Source organism: Vibrio sp. 378 (assembly GCF_033339435.1).
Window position 1 is genome coordinate 441,689 of sequence record NZ_JAWOUO010000003.1, and the last position, 18,908, is coordinate 460,596.

Here is an 18,908-nt window from a genome sequence, read left to right on the forward strand (position 1 = left end):
GTGAGATCAGTTACCCACGGCTTGCACAATTCTGATCTGTTTTTCATCCGGGATTTCTTGGTAAGACAGTACCCGGAGATTAGGTATTGTGTTCTTCACAAATTTCGCCAACGTCGAGCGTAATACACCAGAAGTAAGCAGAACGGCAGGTTCGCCTTTCAGTTCTTGTTCCTGTGTCGCTTGGCTTAGTGAAGATTGCAATCGCTCAGCGAGTCCCGGTTCAATCCCCGCGGATTCGCCTCCTGATGCTTGCATAGTTTGATGCAATATTTGTTCCAGTTCGGGAATCAAAGTAATCACTGGTAACTCAGGCTCTATACCATTGATTTCTTGAACAATTAGACGTTTAAGACTAATTCGAACTGCTGCCGTCAATATGTCAGCTTCTTGACTCTTACTTGAGTACTCAGCCAAAGTTTGAACAATCGTGCGAATATCGCGGATTGGAATGGCCTCGTTTAACAAGTTTTGTAGGACTTTCACCACTACACCTAATGGTAATTGGTCAGGAACAAAGTTCTCGACCAACTTAGGCGCGCTGCGTCCCAACATTTCTAATAAATTCTCTACTTCTTCATGGCCAATTAGCTGTGATGCGTTGTTGGTCAATAGCTGGCTTAGGTGTGTCGCTAATACCGTTGATGAATCAACAACCGTATAACCCAGAGCCTGCGCGTGCTCACGCTGATCTTCTCGGATCCATACGGCTTCCAGTCCAAAAGCGGGGTCAATGGTTGGCTCACCATCAATCATGCCATACACCTGACCTGGGTTAATCGCTAGCTCTTGATCCGGACGAATCTCTGCTTCGCCCACCGCAACCCCCATCAATGTAATTCGGTAACTGTTTGGGGTCAGCTCAAGATTGTCACGAATATGAACCGCTGGAATTAGGAACCCAAAATCTTGCGATAACTTTTTACGCACGCCTTTTACGCGCTCTAACAGTTCCCCACCTTGGTCTCTGTCCACCAAAGGGATTAAGCGATAACCGACTTCCAAGCCAATAATATCGACTGGCTGGACGTCATCCCAAGACAGTTCGCGCTGTGAGGAAGGTTCTGTACCTTCGTCTGCTGTTGCTGGTAAAGCGGGCTCTTTCGCTTTCTGCTTCTGCCGTTTGTCGATGAAATATGCCGCTGCACCGGCCGCGACTGCCAGGCTCAAAAACGCAAAGTGTGGCATGCCCGGTACGATGCCCATCACACCAAGAATAGCCGCAGTAATCATCAGCGCTTTTGGGTTGTCGAACATCTGGAAGACCAGTTGTTCCCCCATGTCTTCATCGGTGTTTTGGCGCGTCACCATCATTGCCGCTGCAATCGACAGCAATAGCGATGGGATTTGTGCGACCAAACCATCACCGATTGTCAGTAAGGTATAGATTTCAATCGCTTCACCGAAACCCAATCCATACTGCGCCATACCGATCGACAGACCGCCGACGATGTTGATAAACAGAATCAAAATACCGGCAATCGCGTCACCTTTTACGAACTTCGAGGCACCATCCATCGAGCCATAGAAATCCGCTTCTTTGGTCACTTCAAAACGACGAACTCTTGCCTGCTCTTGGTCTATCAATCCGGCATTCAAGTCGGCATCAATCGCCATTTGCTTACCCGGCAACGCATCAAGCGTAAAGCGAGCACTTACCTCAGAGATACGACCCGCACCTTTGGTCACCACCATAAAGTTGATGATCATTAAGATGAGGAAAACCACTAGGCCGACCGCGTAGTTACCACCAATAACGACGTTACCGAACGCCTCAATTACGTTACCTGCCGCATTACCGCCTTCATGACCATGCAGTAAGACGACACGAGTCGAGGCAACGTTCAAAGCCAAGCGGAGCAACGTGGCGATCAGCAATACCGTTGGAAAAGCAGCGAAGTCCAAAGGGCGACGTGTGTAAACGGTCACTAACAACACCACCATCGACAGCGCGATGTTAAAGGTGAAGAACATATCCAGCAAAAATGCTGGAATCGGCAGTACCACCATCGCTAGGGTGGCCAAAACCATCACCGGAGCACCAATAGCTGGCATTTCACGTTGAGGGATTCGTGGCAATTTATCTGCAAACGGCAGGCTTAACTTCATACTGCGAGAGATCTCAATCGATTGAAGCGTCACGTAAGCTCTTACTATTAATACGCGACCGCTTTAGCCTAAAAGTTTAGGTAGGGTTGATAATTAAAGCGTTTTAAGCAATCTATGTACCATAATTAGCGCCAAAATAATGACTAAACACTCAAATAGAGCTTAGCTTTTGATCAAACGAGCTTTTTTAAGGCTTTACCGCTTTTCGTATCAATGGCGGTGTTCGGGTGGGATTGGCAAATCATAATCTTGAATTTTGGGACGCTGTCCACCTCGTTTTCGGTATTGCTTCAATTGGAATACAAATGCCAAAACCTGAGCGACGGCAGTAAATAACCCATCGGGGATCTCTTGCTCGAGCTCTGTCGTGTGGTACAACGCACGAGCCAAAGGTGGTGCGGGCACAATCGTAATGTCGTGTTCGCGGGCGACTTCTCGAATCTTCATCGCCATGTGGTCAGTACCTTTAGCGATCACGACTGGCGCACGGTCTGTCTTCTGTTTATAACGAAGCGCTACCGAGAAGTGCTCTGGGTTAGTAACAATAACATCAGCTTGAGGAACATCCGCCATCATTCGACGTTGAGCTGCTTCCCTTTGCAACATACGAATACGGCCTTTCACTTCCGGCTTACCTTCAGTCTCTTTGTATTCGTCTTTGACTTCTTGCTTGGTCATTTTTAACTGATCGGCGTGCTGCCAAATTTGAAATGGAATATCGATGGCAACCACAATCAATAGCGAGCAACTGATCAGCAAAATAAAGTTCAGCAAAATATCTAAAGCATGGAAGATGTTTTGCGGATACACATCCATACTCAATTGAATCAGATCGGCCTGCGATGCTTGGATCAAATAGATGGCGACACCAGTGACCAGAACCACTTTAAGGATTGATTTGATCAACTCTACCCAGCTTTGCATGCCAACCATTCGCTTTAAACCGCTAAGCGGATTCATTTTCGACAGCTTGGGCATGGCCGCTTGGGCAGAAAAACTGATTCCTCCCACACCTGCTGCTCCAATCATGGCGGCGGTAAACAATGTCGCTAACACCAAAAATAGTGGGAACAACAAATCACTCATCGCGCCCAAAGCGATATCAAACAGTTTTGCAGTATCGAAAATCTCTTCTCGTTGAAGATCAAATAAACGGCTCATGATGGAAAACAATGAACGTGCTAACGCCTCGCCAAACCACATCAATGAAATGGCGCCAACGATCAACACAGATGCTGATGCCAGCTCTTTAGATCGAGCGACCTGCCCCTTTTCTCTGGCTTGTTGTAACCGTCGGGGCGTGGCTTCTTCGGTGCGTTCCTGACCGTCTGATTCTGCCAAATCTTAGCACTCCAAGCGAATAAGCCGACAAATCTGCGCCTCACCCACTGTCCAGAACATTTCATAATGACTGTATAGACCAGCCAGTATGTACCAACAAAGTAATAGACCCACCATCAAAGCAAAAGCAAAACCAAGCGAGAAGATATTCAGCTGTGGTGCGGCACGGGTCATTACACCAAACGACAAGTTAATGGTCAGTAGCGCAATAATGCCAGATAGAGACATACTCAGTGCCGTTTGGAACATAATACCAAGCCAGCCTGCCATTTCACGGAAATCAACCGCGTTGAGCGAGCCGGAGCCAATCGGCAAAGTTTTAAAACTGAACACCACCAATTGCAGCATTTTTAAGTGTCCATCGGTGGCAAGGAAAAACATTGTCGTTAAGAACATGAATAACTGGCCAAGCAATGGCGTGTTCTGACCATTTGCGGGATCAACCATAGAAGCAAAGCCCAAACTTGATTGCATACCCAATATTTGACCAAGTAGGACAAAGGTTTGAATCATAAATTGAGTAACCATACCCATCGCTATGCCGATGATCATTTGCTCGGCAATGGTCATGAAGCCACGAAACGAGAGTAGCTCAATGTCTTGAGGTACGGCGGGGATGGCTGGCATGACAGCGAAAGTGATGGCTAAACCGAGGTAAAGGCGGATTCTTGGCGAAACAAATCGGGCCCCGGTTACTGTCATCACCATCAACATGGATGAGATACGAACATAGGGCCAGAAGTAGTTTGCGATCCAATCTAAGACAACGCTAGTGGGGTACTCCATAGGCGCCTCTAATAAAGCACCTGAGGTAAGCGTTCAATCAAGCCATAGAAATATTCCATCAACATTTGCGTCATCCAATGCCCAAACAGCATCAGGGCCAAAAGCGTGACAATCAAACGCGGTAAGAAGCTCAATGTTTGTTCGTTGATGGATGTCGCAGCTTGAAAAATCGCGACTACAAGGCCGATAAGCAAGCTTGGGATGATAATAGCGCAGACCATGATAAGCACCATCCAAAGTGCTTCACGGAAAAGCTCGACAAACATTTCTGGTGTCATGTCTTATCCTCTATCTGCGCTTATCTAAAGGGCAAAGCTGCCCGCAAGTGTCGAGAGTATCAAGTTCCAACCATCGACCAATACGAACAACATCAACTTGAACGGCAACGAAACAATCATTGGTGACAACATCATCATACCCATTGCCATCAGTACCGAAGCGACTACAAGGTCAATAATCAAAAACGGCAAGAAGAGCATAAAGCCAATTTGGAATGCAGTTTTTAGCTCTGAGGTGATAAAAGCCGGAATCAATACCGCCATCGATACATCTTCTGGATTCTCGACTTGCTCTCCTGACATGGTTACAAACGTCTCCAAATCTTTGATTCGCGTCTGTTTAAGCATGAATGCTTTCATTGGCGCTTGTGCAGCATCAAACGCTTCTCGCGCCGTGACTTGCTCGTTCAAATAAGGCTGAACAGCTTTGTCGTTGATTTCGTTCAGGACAGGAGACATAACAAAAAAGGTCAAAAACAGCGCAATACCAATAATAACCTGATTAGAAGGCGTTTGTTGCAAACCCATTGCCTGACGCAATATCGACATTACCACCACAATTCGAGTGAACGAGGTCATCAGAATCACCATGGCAGGCAAGAAGCCAAGCATGGTCATTAACGCTAAAATTTGTAGTGTAACTGAGTAGTCTTCACTGCCATCAGGGTTCGTGGTCATGGTGAATGCTGGAATACCACCGCCACTAGAAACGGACATAGAACGGCTAGCACCAGTATCACTTTGCATAGCCTGAACTGTAACACTACTTCCATCGGCTAAGTTATCTGGCAGCGCTGACTCCTCTGCTTCAGCAAAGGTAAATGAAGAAAACAGCACGCCGACAAAAAGTAACAACGTACTCAGGAGCAAACGAATTGGATTACCCTTTGTCATGTTTTTTGATCAGCTGGCTAAATTGAGTCGCAAAAGCATTGGTCGCCAACTCTTCCTCTTTCAGTGGCTTATCTAACTTGGCTAAAGTTTGGATCGATTGGCTAGTAATCCCAACCAAAAACTGTTCTTCACCCACTTGAACTACTGCGATTCTTTCTTTTGTACCCACTGGCAACTGACTCACTATACGCAAGCCCTTTTGTTGTCCCATCGCTGGCACTTGCATACGTTTCAGCAACCAAGCCAGCAAAAGAATCACGCCGATTACAAGCACAAGCGAGCCAAGTGTCGTCGCAAGATCCAGATTATTTGGTGCGGCAGCAAATGCACAAGGAGCACTTAGCATTAAGCTCAGTGCTCCAGTGATTTGCTTCAATCGCATTTTGATTGAACGACTCATCTTAACGCAGCTTCTTAATTCGTTCAGTTTGGCTGATCACATCCGTCAAACGGATACCAAACTTATCGTTGACGACCACGACTTCGCCGTGAGCAATCAAAGTACCGTTAACCAATACGTCGAGCGACTCACCGGCTAGACGATCCAACTCAACAACCGAACCTTGGTTAAGCTGCAACAGGTTCCGAATGCTAATTTGAGAACGACCGACTTCCATCGAAATCGTCACCGGGATATCCATAATAGTGTCGAGTTTACGACGCTCATCTTCGCTAATTGGGCTTGAAGTGTCTTTTAGCTCTTCCAGTGGCGCAGCCAATACTTCATCTACGTCTACAGAAGGGGCAGACGGGTCTTCGCCAAGAGCGGCTGCCCATTCGTCTGCTAGCTTTTGATCGTCACTTGGTTCCATTTTTCTATCCTGTGTTACGCCTTACTCATGCCATAGCATGTCTATTTAATAAGGTATCTTAATGGTCTATATCGTCTTCACTCTCAAGCTCGGACATGATGTCTTTACCTAAGAAAGCTAAATCTGTTTTGACGACATGTGGGCGCTCAATTTCCTCAGAAATTTGCACCGCTAATTTGTCTTCCGATCGACCCATTTTTACGCGATAGGTCGGTAGGTCTTCTACAAACATCGTCGCATGTTCTGGCATTTCAATCGGGATGATATCGCCCGGTTGCAGCTCCATGAGATCACGCAAAGAAATGTCTTTTTCGAGCAAGTTCACGCGGAAGTTAACCGGACAATCCATGATCTCTTCACGTAGTGCTGAGCTCCAGCGAACGTCCGTTTCCATCTTGTCGGACTGAACACCTGCATCCAATAGTTCACGGATAGGCTCAACCATGGAGTAAGGCATAACGACATGAAAATCGCCGCCACCGCCGTCAACTTCTATATGGAATGAACTCACGACAATCACTTCTGTCGGGCTGACAATGTTTGCCATGCTTGGGTTTACTTCAGAGTCGAGATATTCGAACTCTACCCCCATCACTGGCGACCACGCTTCTTTATAATCTTCAAATACAATTTTCAGTAACAACTGAATGATGCGGCGTTCCGTTGGGGTAAATTCGCGGCCTTCGATTTTGGCGTGGAATCGACCATCACCGCCAAAGAAGTTTTCTACCAGAATAAAGACTAAACGAGCCTCCATGGTGATCAACGCAGTGCCTTTTAACGGACGAAAACGCACCATGTTCAAACTGGTTGGCACGTACAATGTGTTCTGGTATTCACCAAACTTCATCATCTGCACGCCATTGATCGACACCTCTGCCGTTTTACGCAGCATATTAAACAGACTAATACGCATGTGCCGTGCAAAGCGCTCGTTGATAAGTTCGAGCGTCGGCATTCGACCACGTACGATTCTGTCTTGCGACGAGAAATCAAAATTGACGGCACCCTCAGTGTCGTTTTCTATCGGTTCATCGACGTCATCAACATCGTCAACCCCATGCAATAGCGCATCAATTTCGTCTTGGCTTAATAGATCGGTCACGTTTTACCTATTGAATAACAAAATCTGTAAACAGTACTTTTTCAATCACTGGCTTACCGACCGCAGCATTCAGCGCTGCTTTGATATCTTCGGAAGCACGATCGCGCAATTCCACTCGTCCTGTAGGAGAGCGCAATTGATCAACCGTCGCGGAAGCAAACGTTGATAGCATAGAGCTTTCAATCAGTGGCGAATGATACCGCGCCAACTCTTCATTTTCTGCACCGCGAACCATTAACTGCGCTTTAATTTGAACCAACCTATCGCGGCTATCCCCAGTAACGTTAAATACAAATGCCTGAGGAAGATTCACATACGCGATGGGCGCAGCATCCGATGCCTTCACTTGAGCCTGTTGAGACGATTCAGCCTGAGCAGGTTCATCAGAGCCCATTAGAAAAAATGCCGCTGCCCCGCCACCAAGTAGTAATACTACAACAGCGATGATGATGATAAGTAACTTGCTTTTTCCTTTCGGCGCATCGGCCCCTTGTAACTGTTCTTCTGCCATTCTTGTCTCTTATTGTTCTTTTGAGTTACCAAGACGTTTTAGTAAGTTGCTTGGTAACCGTATTCCATTGCCGTTAAACGGCCTTTTATGCGTAAAAACTAATTCCATCACGCTTTGAAGCGACATTCAAATCCAGATTGACATCAGATTCAAAACCCTCTTCGGACTGTCCAGAAAAACCGCCACTTTGCGCGCTTTGACCATGTTGTTCAGCAGTATACCTACCTTGCTGTTGCCCGCTGTTTTGTTGCTGGACGGAAGAATCAGCCAGCTGCATACCTTGTTGCGCTAGCATTTCTCTCAAACGAGGGAGCGTCTGTTCAATAATGTCACGAGCTTGCGGGTTGTTCACTGTAAAATGTACATTGGCAACGTCGTTATTCATGGTCATACGAATTTGCATACGACCTAACTCTGGTGGATCAAGACGAATATCGAGATTTTTCAGATTCTTCGACATCATCATTTGCACTTTTTCCGCAACTTGCTCGTTAGCTAGCTCTTTAGTTAGTTGCAACGGAAGCTGAGCTTGTGGTGCAGCATCAATACGCGCTTGTTGCTGCACATTAATTCCTTGCTGACCTGCCATAGCCTGAAGCTGTCCAGCGAAGCCATGTTGGAGGTCCGGCTTATCTTGTTTATCCGCAGTCGCCTTTAGCGCACCAGTCGCCAATGCTGCGTTCATCACTTTCTGGCTAATCTCTCCGTCTTTCACACCCTGAAGCGACGTCGGCACTTGCGCGGCTATCAACATATCGGGCGTTGGAGATAATGCGACTTTATCTCCACTATGAGCAGTTTGTGGCTGGGGTACTTGAGCCGCTGTATGCTGGATTTGCTGAGACACTGCCATAGGTCCAGCCTGGCGAGTTAAATTATGTTGTACTTGTTGCTCTGCGAGAATCTGTTTAATGTCATTAGGGAGCGCAACAAATTGGGCAAGGTCTTGATCAGGAATATCCGCCGTGATCCTTCCTTGTTTCAAACCTTCAATGATCTGAGCTTCTTGCTGAGTCAGTGCTTTTCCTTGCGCCAACTTGGTATCTATAATTTCAAGTTCATCCAAGGAGACTCGTGGAAGCGCGTCGATGTTGGAACCATCAACGTCTGTTAACAACGGCGACAGATCATTAGCTACTTCACCACTGACTGCGCTCTTAGCCGTCGGATGGCTGGCTTGTTTCGCTAGCTCTTGCCAAGCAGCAAACTCAGGCGAAAGTTTGTCGACATCGATAGGTTGACCATTCTTATCTAAAATTGGCTCTAAGTCTTGTCCTAGGATCATCTGTGCTTGTTCAAGCGAATGAACTGATGGCGTTTCATTCAAAGCCAGCTCATCAAGGTGTGTCGAAACGGTTGCTTGCTCGTGGAACGAATGCACTAAATTCGCGCTCTGAGGCAAAACTTTGCCACTATCGATGGATGCATTACTCGCATTCAGGGTTTGATTCGCTTGTTCAATTCGACCAAGAAGCTGTTGTCCTTCGCCCATCGTGCTTTTTACGTCCACTGTATTTGATGGGTTGCTCGTATCGATTGATGTTGATTTCACTTTTTCAATAGCTTCAACATCATTCTCCAAAGGTGTGCTGTTACTCGCCTTTTGTAAACTTGCTTCTTCACTTAAGGTTGCATTCGGTTTGTTTGCTGATATTTCATCAAAACCATGGGGCTCGTCACTGACGGATTCTTGGCTTTCTTGCGCCAACAATTCGTCCGAGACGTTAGCAGAAGAAGTACTGCCTACATCCGCTCTTTCTTTTTCTTCAACCACTGTCGATTCTGTTGCTACTTTTTCGGGCTTTTGTTTACCAGCAAACGCATCGGTTAACGTTTCTAAAAATCCCTTGCTCTCAGTGCTCTCTGCGGACGCTTTAGCGGACACATCAGAAACTGGCGTCTTGGTAGTCACAGATACATGGGACAAATTCACACTCATTTAGAAACTCTCGTTCTCGTGGCTCTGAGTATATCGCTGGCAGGCAGCAATACTGGCGGCAAACTAAGGTCAAAAAGACCCGACACTGACAGCTAAAATGCAAAAATCACACCACAATATTGAGCCAATTCTCGGCAAGCTAATAGATGGCATGTTTATGGAACAAACATCAACAATACTATCCGATAACCTGGTTCCTAACATGATGTACAGCTACTTGATTGACTTTGAAAAACGATAAGCGTAAACAGACACTTGGCTTAACAATTAAGGAATCACTTTGAAGATCACAGAATTACGCCAATATAGAATCAGAGCAGGCAAAACAGAACAGTGGCTAAGTTGGATGAAGGAAGAACTGTTGCCCTATCAACGCTCACAAGGCATGCGTGTACTGAATACTTACGTCCACACTGGTGATGATGGACATGACTATTTTGTTTGGCTTCGAGAGTTCGACAATGAACAAGCACGCCAGGCTCTCTACGAAAAAACATACAACGAGTGGTGGGTTCGCGAGATTCGACCGAAGGTATTTGAGCTAATTGAACAAGACTCAATCAAAGTTACCTTACTTGAATCGGTAGAGATGTAGTCAACTGCAACACCGTAATGCAATATCGAACCGATAACCTTTAGAAACGATGTGGTTTTCGACTGTAAAGTAAGGTGGAAAACTCGTCCATTTGCTTTTGTTCGCGCTTAGCTTCAGCAAGTTGTTTCTCTTTTTCGCGTTTGTCTATCATCCACTCATAGGATTTGCGTTCTTTACGCACGGTTAACCAATATTCTTGACAGTTTTCTACCTGTTCTTTGAAATGACTTTCTGCTTGTTTCTGCTTAGATAACGTTTCGTCTAGCTGGGTGAGAAAGCGATTTAAATGCCCATATTCGCTTGCCGTTAAGCCTGCCTGCCCACGGTCGATAAGCTGTTGGCAATAATCAAGGCGATACTTTTCGATTTGCTCAACCTGACGGTAATAATCTTCAAGTTCAGAGCGCGCTTTGTTCAGCGCAAGTACGGCTTGATCTTCACGCTCTTTAGTCTGCTCAAGTAGGAACTCCATCGCATTGTTCATGCGCTATCACCCGCCCAAAATGTTTCTAAGCATGTTGACGCACATATCGTATGGCACCGATTCTTTCATACTCTGCTGTAAGTATTCGTCTAACTTTGGCTTCAATGTAAACGCGCCATCGATAGCAGGATCGGTGCCCGGTTTGTACGCCCCAATCGAGACCAAATCTTGGTTCTTGCGGCAAATCGACAAGACCTGACGTACCGCTTTCGACATCAGAACATGTTCTTCAGTGGTGATTTGCGGCATAACACGGCTCACCGACTTTTCGACGTCAATCGCAGGATAATGACCTGCATCCGCCATTTCACGTGACAGCACAATGTGACCATCAAGAATTGCCCGCGATGCATCCGCAATCGGGTCTTGTAAATCATCGCCCTCGGTCAAAACGGTAAAGAACGCCGTAATTGAGCCTTGTTCGGCGCTTCCGTTACCCGCACGCTCAACCAAAGCAGGTAGCTTGGCGAACACAGATGGCGGATAGCCTTTTGTCGCAGGCGGCTCACCAACAGAAAGGGCGATTTCACGCTGTGCTTGCGCAAAACGAGTCAAGGAATCCATCAATAACAGAACGTCCAAACCTTGATCGCGAAAGTACTCTGCAATGGTTAAGGCGGTTTGACAGCCTTTCAAACGCATCAATGGTGAAGCATCGGCAGGCGCAGCCACAACGACAGAGCGACGTCGTCCATCCTCACCTAAAATCTCTTCGATAAACTCTTTAACTTCGCGTCCACGCTCACCTATCAGACCGACCACAACAACTTGTGCGGTTGTACCTCGCGTCATCATGCCAAGCGTGACCGATTTACCCACACCAGAGCCGGCAAACAGACCGATACGCTGACCTTTACCTACCGTCAATAATCCGTTAATCGCTTTCAAGCCCACATCAAGTGGCTCTGAAATTGGCTTTCGAGCCAGCGGGTTGATTGGCTCAGCATTAAAAGAGGCGCGATGATCGGTATACAACGGGCCAAGTCCATCAAGCGGATTACCAACCCCGTCAATCACGCGACCAAGCAACTCCATGCCAACAGGCAAGCCAGCGTCACTGGTTAATGGCGTCACTCTAGCGCCAGGCAAAATGCCCGTAATTTGCTCGCTTGGCATCAAAAATAGGTTATCACCTGAAAAACCGACGACCTCGGCTTCCATCTGACCGGACATGGTCTCAACTAAGCATAAACTGCCAATTGGCGCGCGACAGCCTGTCGCTTCCAACGTTAACCCAACCACTCGAACCAGTTTGCCAGAGGCAACTGGGCGCGTCGTTAAGCCTTCAACTTTGTAGTTTCTTAAACGGTCAGCCAATGCTTGCATGGATTACTCACCCTCTTGATGACGGTTTGCACCACAAAAACTGTGCAACACGCTTTTGACGCGCTCTTCCATACGGTAGTTAATGCTTGATTCACCCGCTTCAATTTGGACGTCGCCTCGATTGAGTGATGGCTCAGCAACCAACGTCCAGTTGCGGCAATCAAGGTCTTCTTCGCCGTAAGCTGAGCGAATAATCGCAACGTCTTCTGGATTCAGGTGCAAGGTAATGGGATGACCTGATATTGGCAGCGCTTCAACCGACTGCTTAACCGTGTCCAAAATAATTTGAGGGTTGGTTTGTACTTCGACATGCACGACTTCTTTAACTAAACAGAGCACCATGTCCACCAGTTGCTTTTCAACCTGAGCATTCATTAGCTCTAACGGCTGAGCAAACTGATTCGCTAAGTTCATAAAGGTTTCGACTTGCTGCTGAATATATTCTTGACCTGCGGTCACGCCTTCGGCTTTTCCAAGCTCCAGCCCTTCAGTATGGCCCGCTTGCAGGCCTTCTTCTTTGCCTTTGTCGTAACCTTGCTTAAAGCCTGCTTCTTGACCTTGATACAAACCTTCCTGATAAGCGCCTTGCTTGATCAGCTCTATCTGCTCTTCGGTTAGCTCAAGTGCTTGCTCTTCTTCTGGCTCTTCAAGATTCGGTACCCAACCCGGGTCATAGTTAAACGCGGTTTGTTTTGCTTGCTTGGCTTTGGGCTCGCCGTAATCAGGCAACCCCCAACGTTGTGGTTCGATCATCGAATCATCTTCATCAGGACGGATAAATCCACGTTTTCTTTCGCCAGCCATGGGTTACCTATTATGTATTCGATTAAGAAGTGAGGGCGCTCCGCAATAGGATAATCGCGGAGCAATAGAGATTATAAGAATTCGTCCGCACCGCCAGACAACATGAGTTCGCCTGCATCGGCCATGCGACGAGCGATCGCCAGGATTTCTTTCTGTGCCGCTTCGACATCCGCCACGCGAACTGGCGGCATCGCTTCGATGTCATCACGCATCATCTCAGCCGCTCGTTTCGACATGTTCTTAAATACCTTCTCACGCAGAGAATCGTCGGCACCTTTAAGTGCTTTTTGCAACACGTCTTGTGGTACATCACGCAGCAATTTCTGAATACCTTGATCGTCCACTTCGACTAAGTTTTCGAAGACAAACATCAAGTCTTGAATTTGCGTCGCCATGTCTTCGTCTTGATCGCGAATCTGTTCCATCAACAAACCTTCGACGTTGTTGTCTAGATAGTTCATGATCTCCGCTGCCGCTTTCAGGCCGCCAATCTTGGCTGCTTGAGCGCCAGCTTGACCCGCGAACTGTTTCTCCATGATTTCGTTCAGCTCTGCCAGTGCCGATGGCTGAACTTCTTCAAGGTTGGCAATACGCATCATCAGATCCAAACGCACGCGCTCAGGGAACTGAGATAAAATCTCTGCAGATTGGTCTGCTTCTAAATAAGACAGTACGATTGTTTGAATCTGTGGGTGTTCATTGACAATAATGCTCGCCACTTGGCGTGGGTCCATCCATTTCAGGGAATCCAAGCCTTTTGAACCCGTACCAAGCAGGATCTGGTCAACCAAGTTGTTGGCTTTGTCTTCACCAAGAGCCGCTACCAGTGCATTACGCATGAAGTCTTCGCTGCCCATGCCGATGTTGGTGTATTTCTGGATGTCCTCCAAAAACGCACGGTGAACGGCTGACACCTTGTCTTGGCTGAGATCTTTCGCCTTAGCCATCGCACTACCTACACGCTGGACCTGTTTTGGCTCTAGGTGACGAATAATGCCAGCGGCATCTTGTTCATTGAGGCTCAGTAGCAAAATTGCTGCTTTTTCTTCGCCAGTAATGGTTGAGACATCCAGCTCAACTGGCATTCCCGCGGCGTTGTCATCTTGAGGTACGATATCGTTAGCCATTGTCATTCATCCAGTTTTTCACTACTTGAGCAGCCAGTTCAGGTTCATTCGCGACCAGAGCGCGAACCGCTTTCAATACATCTTCATCTTTATGAAGGTTTGGCAAATCAATACTTGAACCAAACTCAAACAGTTCGCTGCTTTCAATGTCGCTGCCAATCAGGCTAGTTTCACCATCCGCGCCAATCGGCAAGCCGTCTGGTCCGTACATTTCGTCTTCGTCATCACTTGTAGGGTTAAGCAACTTCTTCATTGCTGGGCGAACCAATACCAATACGACAACAATGATCACCAATGCACTTGCGAACCAACGAACCCAGTCACTGAAGTTAGGGTGCTCCCAAATTGGTGGTTCTTCCAGCTGTTCAGCCTCAGGCTCTGCAAACTTCACACTCAGTACATTCAACAAATCACCACGGCCTTGGTCAAAACCGACCGTACCAATTAAGACTTGGCGAATAGCATTAATTTCCGATTCGGACATAGGGGTATAGGTCACTTCTCCCGTATCTGGGTTGACCTGACGACGGTCCTTAATCGCAACAGAAACTGTCTGACGAGCAACCGTCCCCGTCTGCTTACGCTCATGGCTGATGGTGGTATCAAGCTCAAAGTTACGCGTGGATTCTTTACGCACCGAACCCTGTCCCATGACAGAACCATCTTTCATTTGAGCCACATCTTGCGGAATAGAGGCATCCGCTGGAGGCTGATTACTCAACGCACCCGGAATACCCGCTACCATGTTACCGTTATTGTAATCTTCGAGTGCGTACTCACTGCGGGTCGCAGGGGTGTTTGGATCAAAACGTTTGCGAGTTTGTTCAACCGCACTGAAATCCATTTGGATATCAACCTGCGCCGTATAGTTGCCATAACCTAAAATGGGTAATAGTACGGAATCAATTTTTTCGCGCAGCGCTTGCTCTTGGCTGCGTTCTAATTCTTGTTCTTTGCGTCGCGCCGCAGAAGCAGGATCTTGGGAGCCTGAGCTGAGTAAGCGGCCATGCTGATCTGTGACGGTAATTCGAGAAGTTTTCATTCCCGGCACGGCACTCGCTACCATGTCGACAATAGAATCCACTTCTTGCTGCTTAAGGTTAGTGCCTGTCGACAATGTCAAAAATACCGACGCAGACGCTTCTTGGTTATGACGCACAAACACGCTGTGCTTTGGCAGTGCCAATAACACTCGTGCTTTGCGAACTTGCTTCATCTCTTCAATTGCTTGAGCTAATTGGCGCTCTCGACTGAGTTTCAGACGCTCTTGCTCAAGACGTTGTGAAACACCAAAGCCCATGTCTTGCAGCAAAATATCATCGCCTGCTTCTGTAGCTTGGTTAACGCCGGAACGAACCATGCCAAGTTTGATCGAGTTGTACTCACTCGATTCAACAGAAACAGTATTGCCATCAAGCTTATAATTGATTTTCTGCTGGTCCAGATAATCCAGAACGGGGATCAATTCTTCGGTCTCATACGCACCAAGTGGGCGCATTTCCGGTTCTTTGACCCAAAAGAACAGCATCACGATCAATGCAACACAGATGGATATCGACAGCACAAGCACAACCTGACGAAGTAAATCGAGGTCGCCCACTGCCATATCGAATTTTGACGCACTGCGCTCCTCTAGATCTGGATTTTGACTCTCCACATCCACATCGGAACTTGCTACCAGTGCACCATCTGAGCCGCCTTCAGTGACGGTTAAATCTGTAGACTTGTCTGCCACACTTATTACCTAAATTACACTGGCATGTTCATGAGGTCTTTATATGCCTCAACGAGTTTATTGCGAATTTGAACCGTCGCATCAAAAGCGACACTAGACTTGTTACGAGCGATCATAACGTCAGAAAGGGATACATCGGCATCACCACGATCAAAACGGGTTTGTAAATCACCAGATGCTTTTTGAAGTGTGTTTACGTTATTGATGGCTTTAGTTAGGAGATCGTTAAAATCTGCTCCAACTTTCGCCCCACTTGCAGTAGGAGCCGTATTGGTTGCTTCTACCATCATGGCGCGCATTTCTGCCTGAATACCATCAATTTTCATTAGCACCTCTAAGCCAAAAGATTGACTATTAACAAAACTGATTATTGACACAGCAATTAACGTGCCATAAGACATTAGCAATCAATTTACTTACACTTTTTGTCTTATGGCCGTTGTCTGTGTTAATTCGGGATATCTATACCAGCATCACGCATTTTGGCAAGCTTATAGCGCAAGGTTCGAGGGCTTATACCCAGTTTCTCCGCCATTTCTTTGCGTCGACCATTACACTCAACCAAAGTCTCCAAAATAATGGCGTATTCTTGATCGCGCAGCTCGCTGCCTAAGCCTTCTCCACCAGTTACTGGGCGGCTGACACTCTCAGCTTGAGCAACTGGCTTAACATTGGGCACGACCATATCTGCATTTTGCACCACGTGTTGCAAGCTATTGGCATCTTGCCAATCTACGCCCTCGAGCAAAATGTGCTCTGCATCGATGTCGCCATTTTCACTTAATATCAGCGCTCGTTGAACCACGTTATCCAATTCACGAACATTACCCGGCCAAGGGTATTGCAATAGTTTTTCTAACGCAACGGTCGAGAATTGAGGCACTGGCATGCCCATTTTGCTGCAATGACGCTCAGCAAGATGCTTGGCAAGCGGTGCAATATCGCCTTTACGTTCTTTAAGTGCAGGCCACGCAATTGGGAATACATTCAGGCGGTAATATAAGTCCTCTCTGAAGTTTCCTTCTGACACGTATTGCTTAAGATCACGGTTACTCGTCGCTAACACACGAACATCTAACTTGATGCTTTTGCGACTGCCTAGGCGCTCTACTTCGCGCTCTTGTAGAACACGCAATAACTTCGCTTGCAGGTTCAAGTCCATTTCGCTGATTTCATCAAGCAAGATTGTGCCACCTTGCGCTTGTTCGAACTTTCCTGGGCATGCCTGAACAGCACCAGTAAATGCGCCCTTTTCATAGCCAAACAGTGTTGCTTCGAGCATATTGTCAGGAATCGCGGCACAGTTAATTGCGACAAAAGGACCATTTTTACGATTTGACGCGTTGTGAATATAGCGCGACATCACTTCTTTACCTGAGCCACTAGGACCTAGCACCATAACATTCGCATCTGTACGTGCCACTTTATCGGCCAACGCGAGTAAACGTAGACTTTTCTCATCAGCAACGATAGCGTCACCGTTGTCATCACTTTTTATCGGTGCATAACGACTGACCATATTTAGCAACACTTCTGGTGCAAATGGTTTCGCCATGTAGTCGATCGCGCCATCTTTCATTGCAGACACGGCATCTTCAATGTTGGCGTACGCCGTCATTAGCAATACTGGTAAGTTAGGCCAATTCTGCTTGATGCTTTTGAGCAGAGCTAAGCCACCCATACCCGCCATTTGCACATCAGAAACGACGATATCAACCGTATTCGATTTCAGCTTTAACAGTGCACCTTCAGCACAGTCCGCTTCCAACCACTCATACCCTGCCAGAGCCAGAGTATCGACTAGGGCTTCACGAAGACCTTCATCGTCTTCTACGATCAGCACTTTGCTTTGCGCCATTATGATTCTCCAGAAATTGTTATTACCAAAAGCCGCTTATTGCGCTTCTGTTTGCACTCGCTCTAGCGGAATGCACATGGTGAAGCAGGCTCCATCACCCTGCTCTGAAATAAGTTCCAATCGACCGTCATGGGCACGGCAAACCATTTGAACAACTGCCAACCCTAATCCAGTTCCTTGAGAACGTGTGGTAAAAAATGGCTCCATGATTTTGGCTTGCAGTTCTTCAGGCACACCCGGTCCGCTGTCTTGCACAGAAATGCGTAACTCACCATTTACCGGGCGGAAAAAAATATCGACTTGCGATTCTTTACCAGACATTTGAATCGCATTCATGACCAGATTACTCAATGCGGATGCAATGGCGTTCGCATTGCCTAGTAGTTCAGTTTGTTCTTCTTCCACTTCTAGGCAGTAATCAATACTGTTGTTTTTTAGCGCGGTTTCGACCATCGGCTGATATTCCGCTACCAACTGGGCAATCGTAAATGGCTTAATGACTTTATTATCACCACCTTTAGCAAAAAGCAGCATATCATTAACCTGCTTTTCCAAATCGTGCAGTCGATCCATTAATTTGGTTTGGAAGCGATCTTTTGTCGCTGGAGGAAGATTTGGCGCTCCCAAATTGGATGCATATAACATAGCGCTCGACAGCGGCGTTCTTACTTGGTGAGCAAGCGACGCAACCATACGTCCTAACGACGATAAGCGCTGTAAATCACTGACACGAGCTTGAAGTAAACGGGTTTCGGTTAAATCGGTAATCAGGATCAATTGACCTGTTGTGGACGCCGAGATGGCGAGTCGAACTTTACGGCCATTCCGCAGGGAAACTTCATGGCCATCATCTTCACGTGGGTCAAACACCGCCTGGATAACGTTGAACCATTTTTCGTTAACCAGTGGAATCTCAAGAATTCGGTGCGCTTCTGGATTTGCTTCACGCACTACTCCGTACGTATCGAGCAAAATCACTCCAGCAGGCATCACATCGAGCACCTGTTTGTAGCGCTCAACCTGATTCTCTACGGAATCTAAATGGGATTGATTGGTGTTGTTATCCATTACTGCCTGTCGAAATATCGCCGCTAAAACTAAAATAGCTTGGTAAGCAATTAGCGTACCAAGCTATTTTTTATATTTATCAGGACGTTAAGCCATCGACAATAAGTTGACACTCAGAGATAACGGTTTTGGATGCCAG

At 46.9% G+C, this 18,908-nt stretch carries 19 protein-coding genes; 1 reads left to right on the forward strand and 18 read right to left on the reverse strand.

The window, feature by feature from the left end:
- Window positions 1-6: 6 nt before the first annotated feature.
- The 10 genes from flhA to R7Q48_RS08610 all read right to left on the reverse strand — a co-directional run bounded on the left by flhA (window position 7) and on the right by R7Q48_RS08610 (window position 9,772).
- On the reverse strand, window positions 7-2,106 hold the full coding sequence (gene flhA / locus R7Q48_RS08565; RefSeq protein ID WP_025998722.1) for a flagellar biosynthesis protein FlhA: 2,100 nt from the start codon (window positions 2,104-2,106) through the stop codon (window positions 7-9).
- 210 nt (window positions 2,107-2,316) lie between these two features.
- Window positions 2,317-3,447 (reverse strand): flagellar biosynthesis protein FlhB, encoded by a 1,131-nt coding sequence (gene flhB / locus R7Q48_RS08570; RefSeq protein ID WP_005380490.1) that lies wholly within the window; start codon window positions 3,445-3,447, stop codon window positions 2,317-2,319.
- Between the two features lie 3 nt (window positions 3,448-3,450).
- Complete coding sequence (fliR, locus tag R7Q48_RS08575) at window positions 3,451-4,233, reverse strand: flagellar biosynthetic protein FliR (RefSeq protein ID WP_005384463.1); 783 nt, start codon at window positions 4,231-4,233, stop codon at window positions 3,451-3,453.
- Window positions 4,234-4,241: 8 nt separating this feature from the next.
- Window positions 4,242-4,511, reverse strand: a complete 270-nt coding sequence (gene fliQ, locus R7Q48_RS08580; protein ID WP_005380488.1) for a flagellar biosynthesis protein FliQ — start codon at window positions 4,509-4,511, stop codon at window positions 4,242-4,244.
- A gap of 24 nt (window positions 4,512-4,535) precedes the next feature.
- Entirely contained in the window at window positions 4,536-5,405 is an 870-nt protein-coding gene (fliP, locus tag R7Q48_RS08585; protein ID WP_136977001.1) for a flagellar type III secretion system pore protein FliP, read from the reverse strand.
- Window positions 5,392-5,805 carry a flagellar biosynthetic protein FliO gene (gene fliO, locus R7Q48_RS08590; RefSeq protein ID WP_025767169.1) on the reverse strand — a complete coding sequence of 138 codons (414 nt, stop codon included), beginning with the start codon at window positions 5,803-5,805 and terminating at the stop codon, window positions 5,392-5,394. Before fliO ends, fliP begins: the two co-directional genes overlap by 14 nt.
- Window position 5,806: 1 nt before the next feature.
- Window positions 5,807-6,217, reverse strand: a complete 411-nt coding sequence (fliN, locus tag R7Q48_RS08595) for a flagellar motor switch protein FliN (RefSeq protein WP_005380479.1) — start codon at window positions 6,215-6,217, stop codon at window positions 5,807-5,809.
- A gap of 58 nt (window positions 6,218-6,275) precedes the next feature.
- Window positions 6,276-7,322: a flagellar motor switch protein FliM gene (gene fliM / locus R7Q48_RS08600; RefSeq protein ID WP_005380478.1), complete on the reverse strand. Its 1,047-nt coding sequence runs from the start codon at window positions 7,320-7,322 to the stop codon at window positions 6,276-6,278.
- 7 nt (window positions 7,323-7,329) lie between these two features.
- The gene (gene fliL / locus R7Q48_RS08605; RefSeq protein ID WP_005380477.1) at window positions 7,330-7,833 is read right to left on the reverse strand and encodes a flagellar basal body-associated protein FliL; all 504 of its coding nucleotides are present in this window, start codon (window positions 7,831-7,833) and stop codon (window positions 7,330-7,332) included.
- An 85-nt stretch (window positions 7,834-7,918) separates the two neighbouring features.
- A complete protein-coding gene (locus R7Q48_RS08610; RefSeq protein WP_318132253.1) occupies window positions 7,919-9,772 on the reverse strand; it encodes a flagellar hook-length control protein FliK in 1,854 nt (617 codons plus the stop codon).
- A 280-nt stretch (window positions 9,773-10,052) separates the two neighbouring features.
- Here R7Q48_RS08610 and R7Q48_RS08615 point away from each other — a divergent pair, with 280 nt between their 5' ends.
- On the forward strand, window positions 10,053-10,367 hold the full coding sequence (locus R7Q48_RS08615; RefSeq protein ID WP_005380475.1) for an NIPSNAP family protein: 315 nt from the start codon (window positions 10,053-10,055) through the stop codon (window positions 10,365-10,367).
- A gap of 40 nt (window positions 10,368-10,407) precedes the next feature.
- Here R7Q48_RS08615 and fliJ read toward each other — a convergent pair whose 3' ends face one another.
- The 8 genes from fliJ to R7Q48_RS08655 form a co-directional block, all read right to left on the reverse strand.
- The gene (gene fliJ / locus R7Q48_RS08620; protein ID WP_318132254.1) at window positions 10,408-10,851 is read right to left on the reverse strand and encodes a flagellar export protein FliJ; all 444 of its coding nucleotides are present in this window, start codon (window positions 10,849-10,851) and stop codon (window positions 10,408-10,410) included.
- A gap of 6 nt (window positions 10,852-10,857) precedes the next feature.
- On the reverse strand, window positions 10,858-12,177 hold the full coding sequence (gene fliI, locus R7Q48_RS08625) for a flagellar protein export ATPase FliI (RefSeq protein ID WP_006741701.1): 1,320 nt from the start codon (window positions 12,175-12,177) through the stop codon (window positions 10,858-10,860).
- Between the two features lie 3 nt (window positions 12,178-12,180).
- Window positions 12,181-12,981, reverse strand: a complete 801-nt coding sequence (gene fliH / locus R7Q48_RS08630; RefSeq protein ID WP_109169799.1) for a flagellar assembly protein FliH — start codon at window positions 12,979-12,981, stop codon at window positions 12,181-12,183.
- Window positions 12,982-13,052: 71 nt separating this feature from the next.
- Window positions 13,053-14,108, reverse strand: coding sequence for a flagellar motor switch protein FliG (gene fliG / locus R7Q48_RS08635; RefSeq protein WP_012841526.1), 1,056 nt, complete (start codon window positions 14,106-14,108; stop codon window positions 13,053-13,055).
- Window positions 14,101-15,843 (reverse strand): flagellar basal-body MS-ring/collar protein FliF, encoded by a 1,743-nt coding sequence (gene fliF, locus R7Q48_RS08640; protein WP_005380462.1) that lies wholly within the window; start codon window positions 15,841-15,843, stop codon window positions 14,101-14,103. The genes fliG and fliF overlap by 8 nt, the downstream gene beginning before the upstream one ends.
- Before the next feature lie 14 nt (window positions 15,844-15,857).
- Window positions 15,858-16,169: a flagellar hook-basal body complex protein FliE gene (gene fliE / locus R7Q48_RS08645; protein ID WP_005384482.1), complete on the reverse strand. Its 312-nt coding sequence runs from the start codon at window positions 16,167-16,169 to the stop codon at window positions 15,858-15,860.
- Window positions 16,170-16,291: 122 nt separating this feature from the next.
- Entirely contained in the window at window positions 16,292-17,701 is a 1,410-nt protein-coding gene (locus tag R7Q48_RS08650) for a sigma-54 dependent transcriptional regulator (protein ID WP_318132255.1), read from the reverse strand.
- 36 nt (window positions 17,702-17,737) lie between these two features.
- Entirely contained in the window at window positions 17,738-18,769 is a 1,032-nt protein-coding gene (locus tag R7Q48_RS08655; protein ID WP_005380459.1) for a sensor histidine kinase, read from the reverse strand.
- Window positions 18,770-18,908 lie beyond the last annotated feature (139 nt).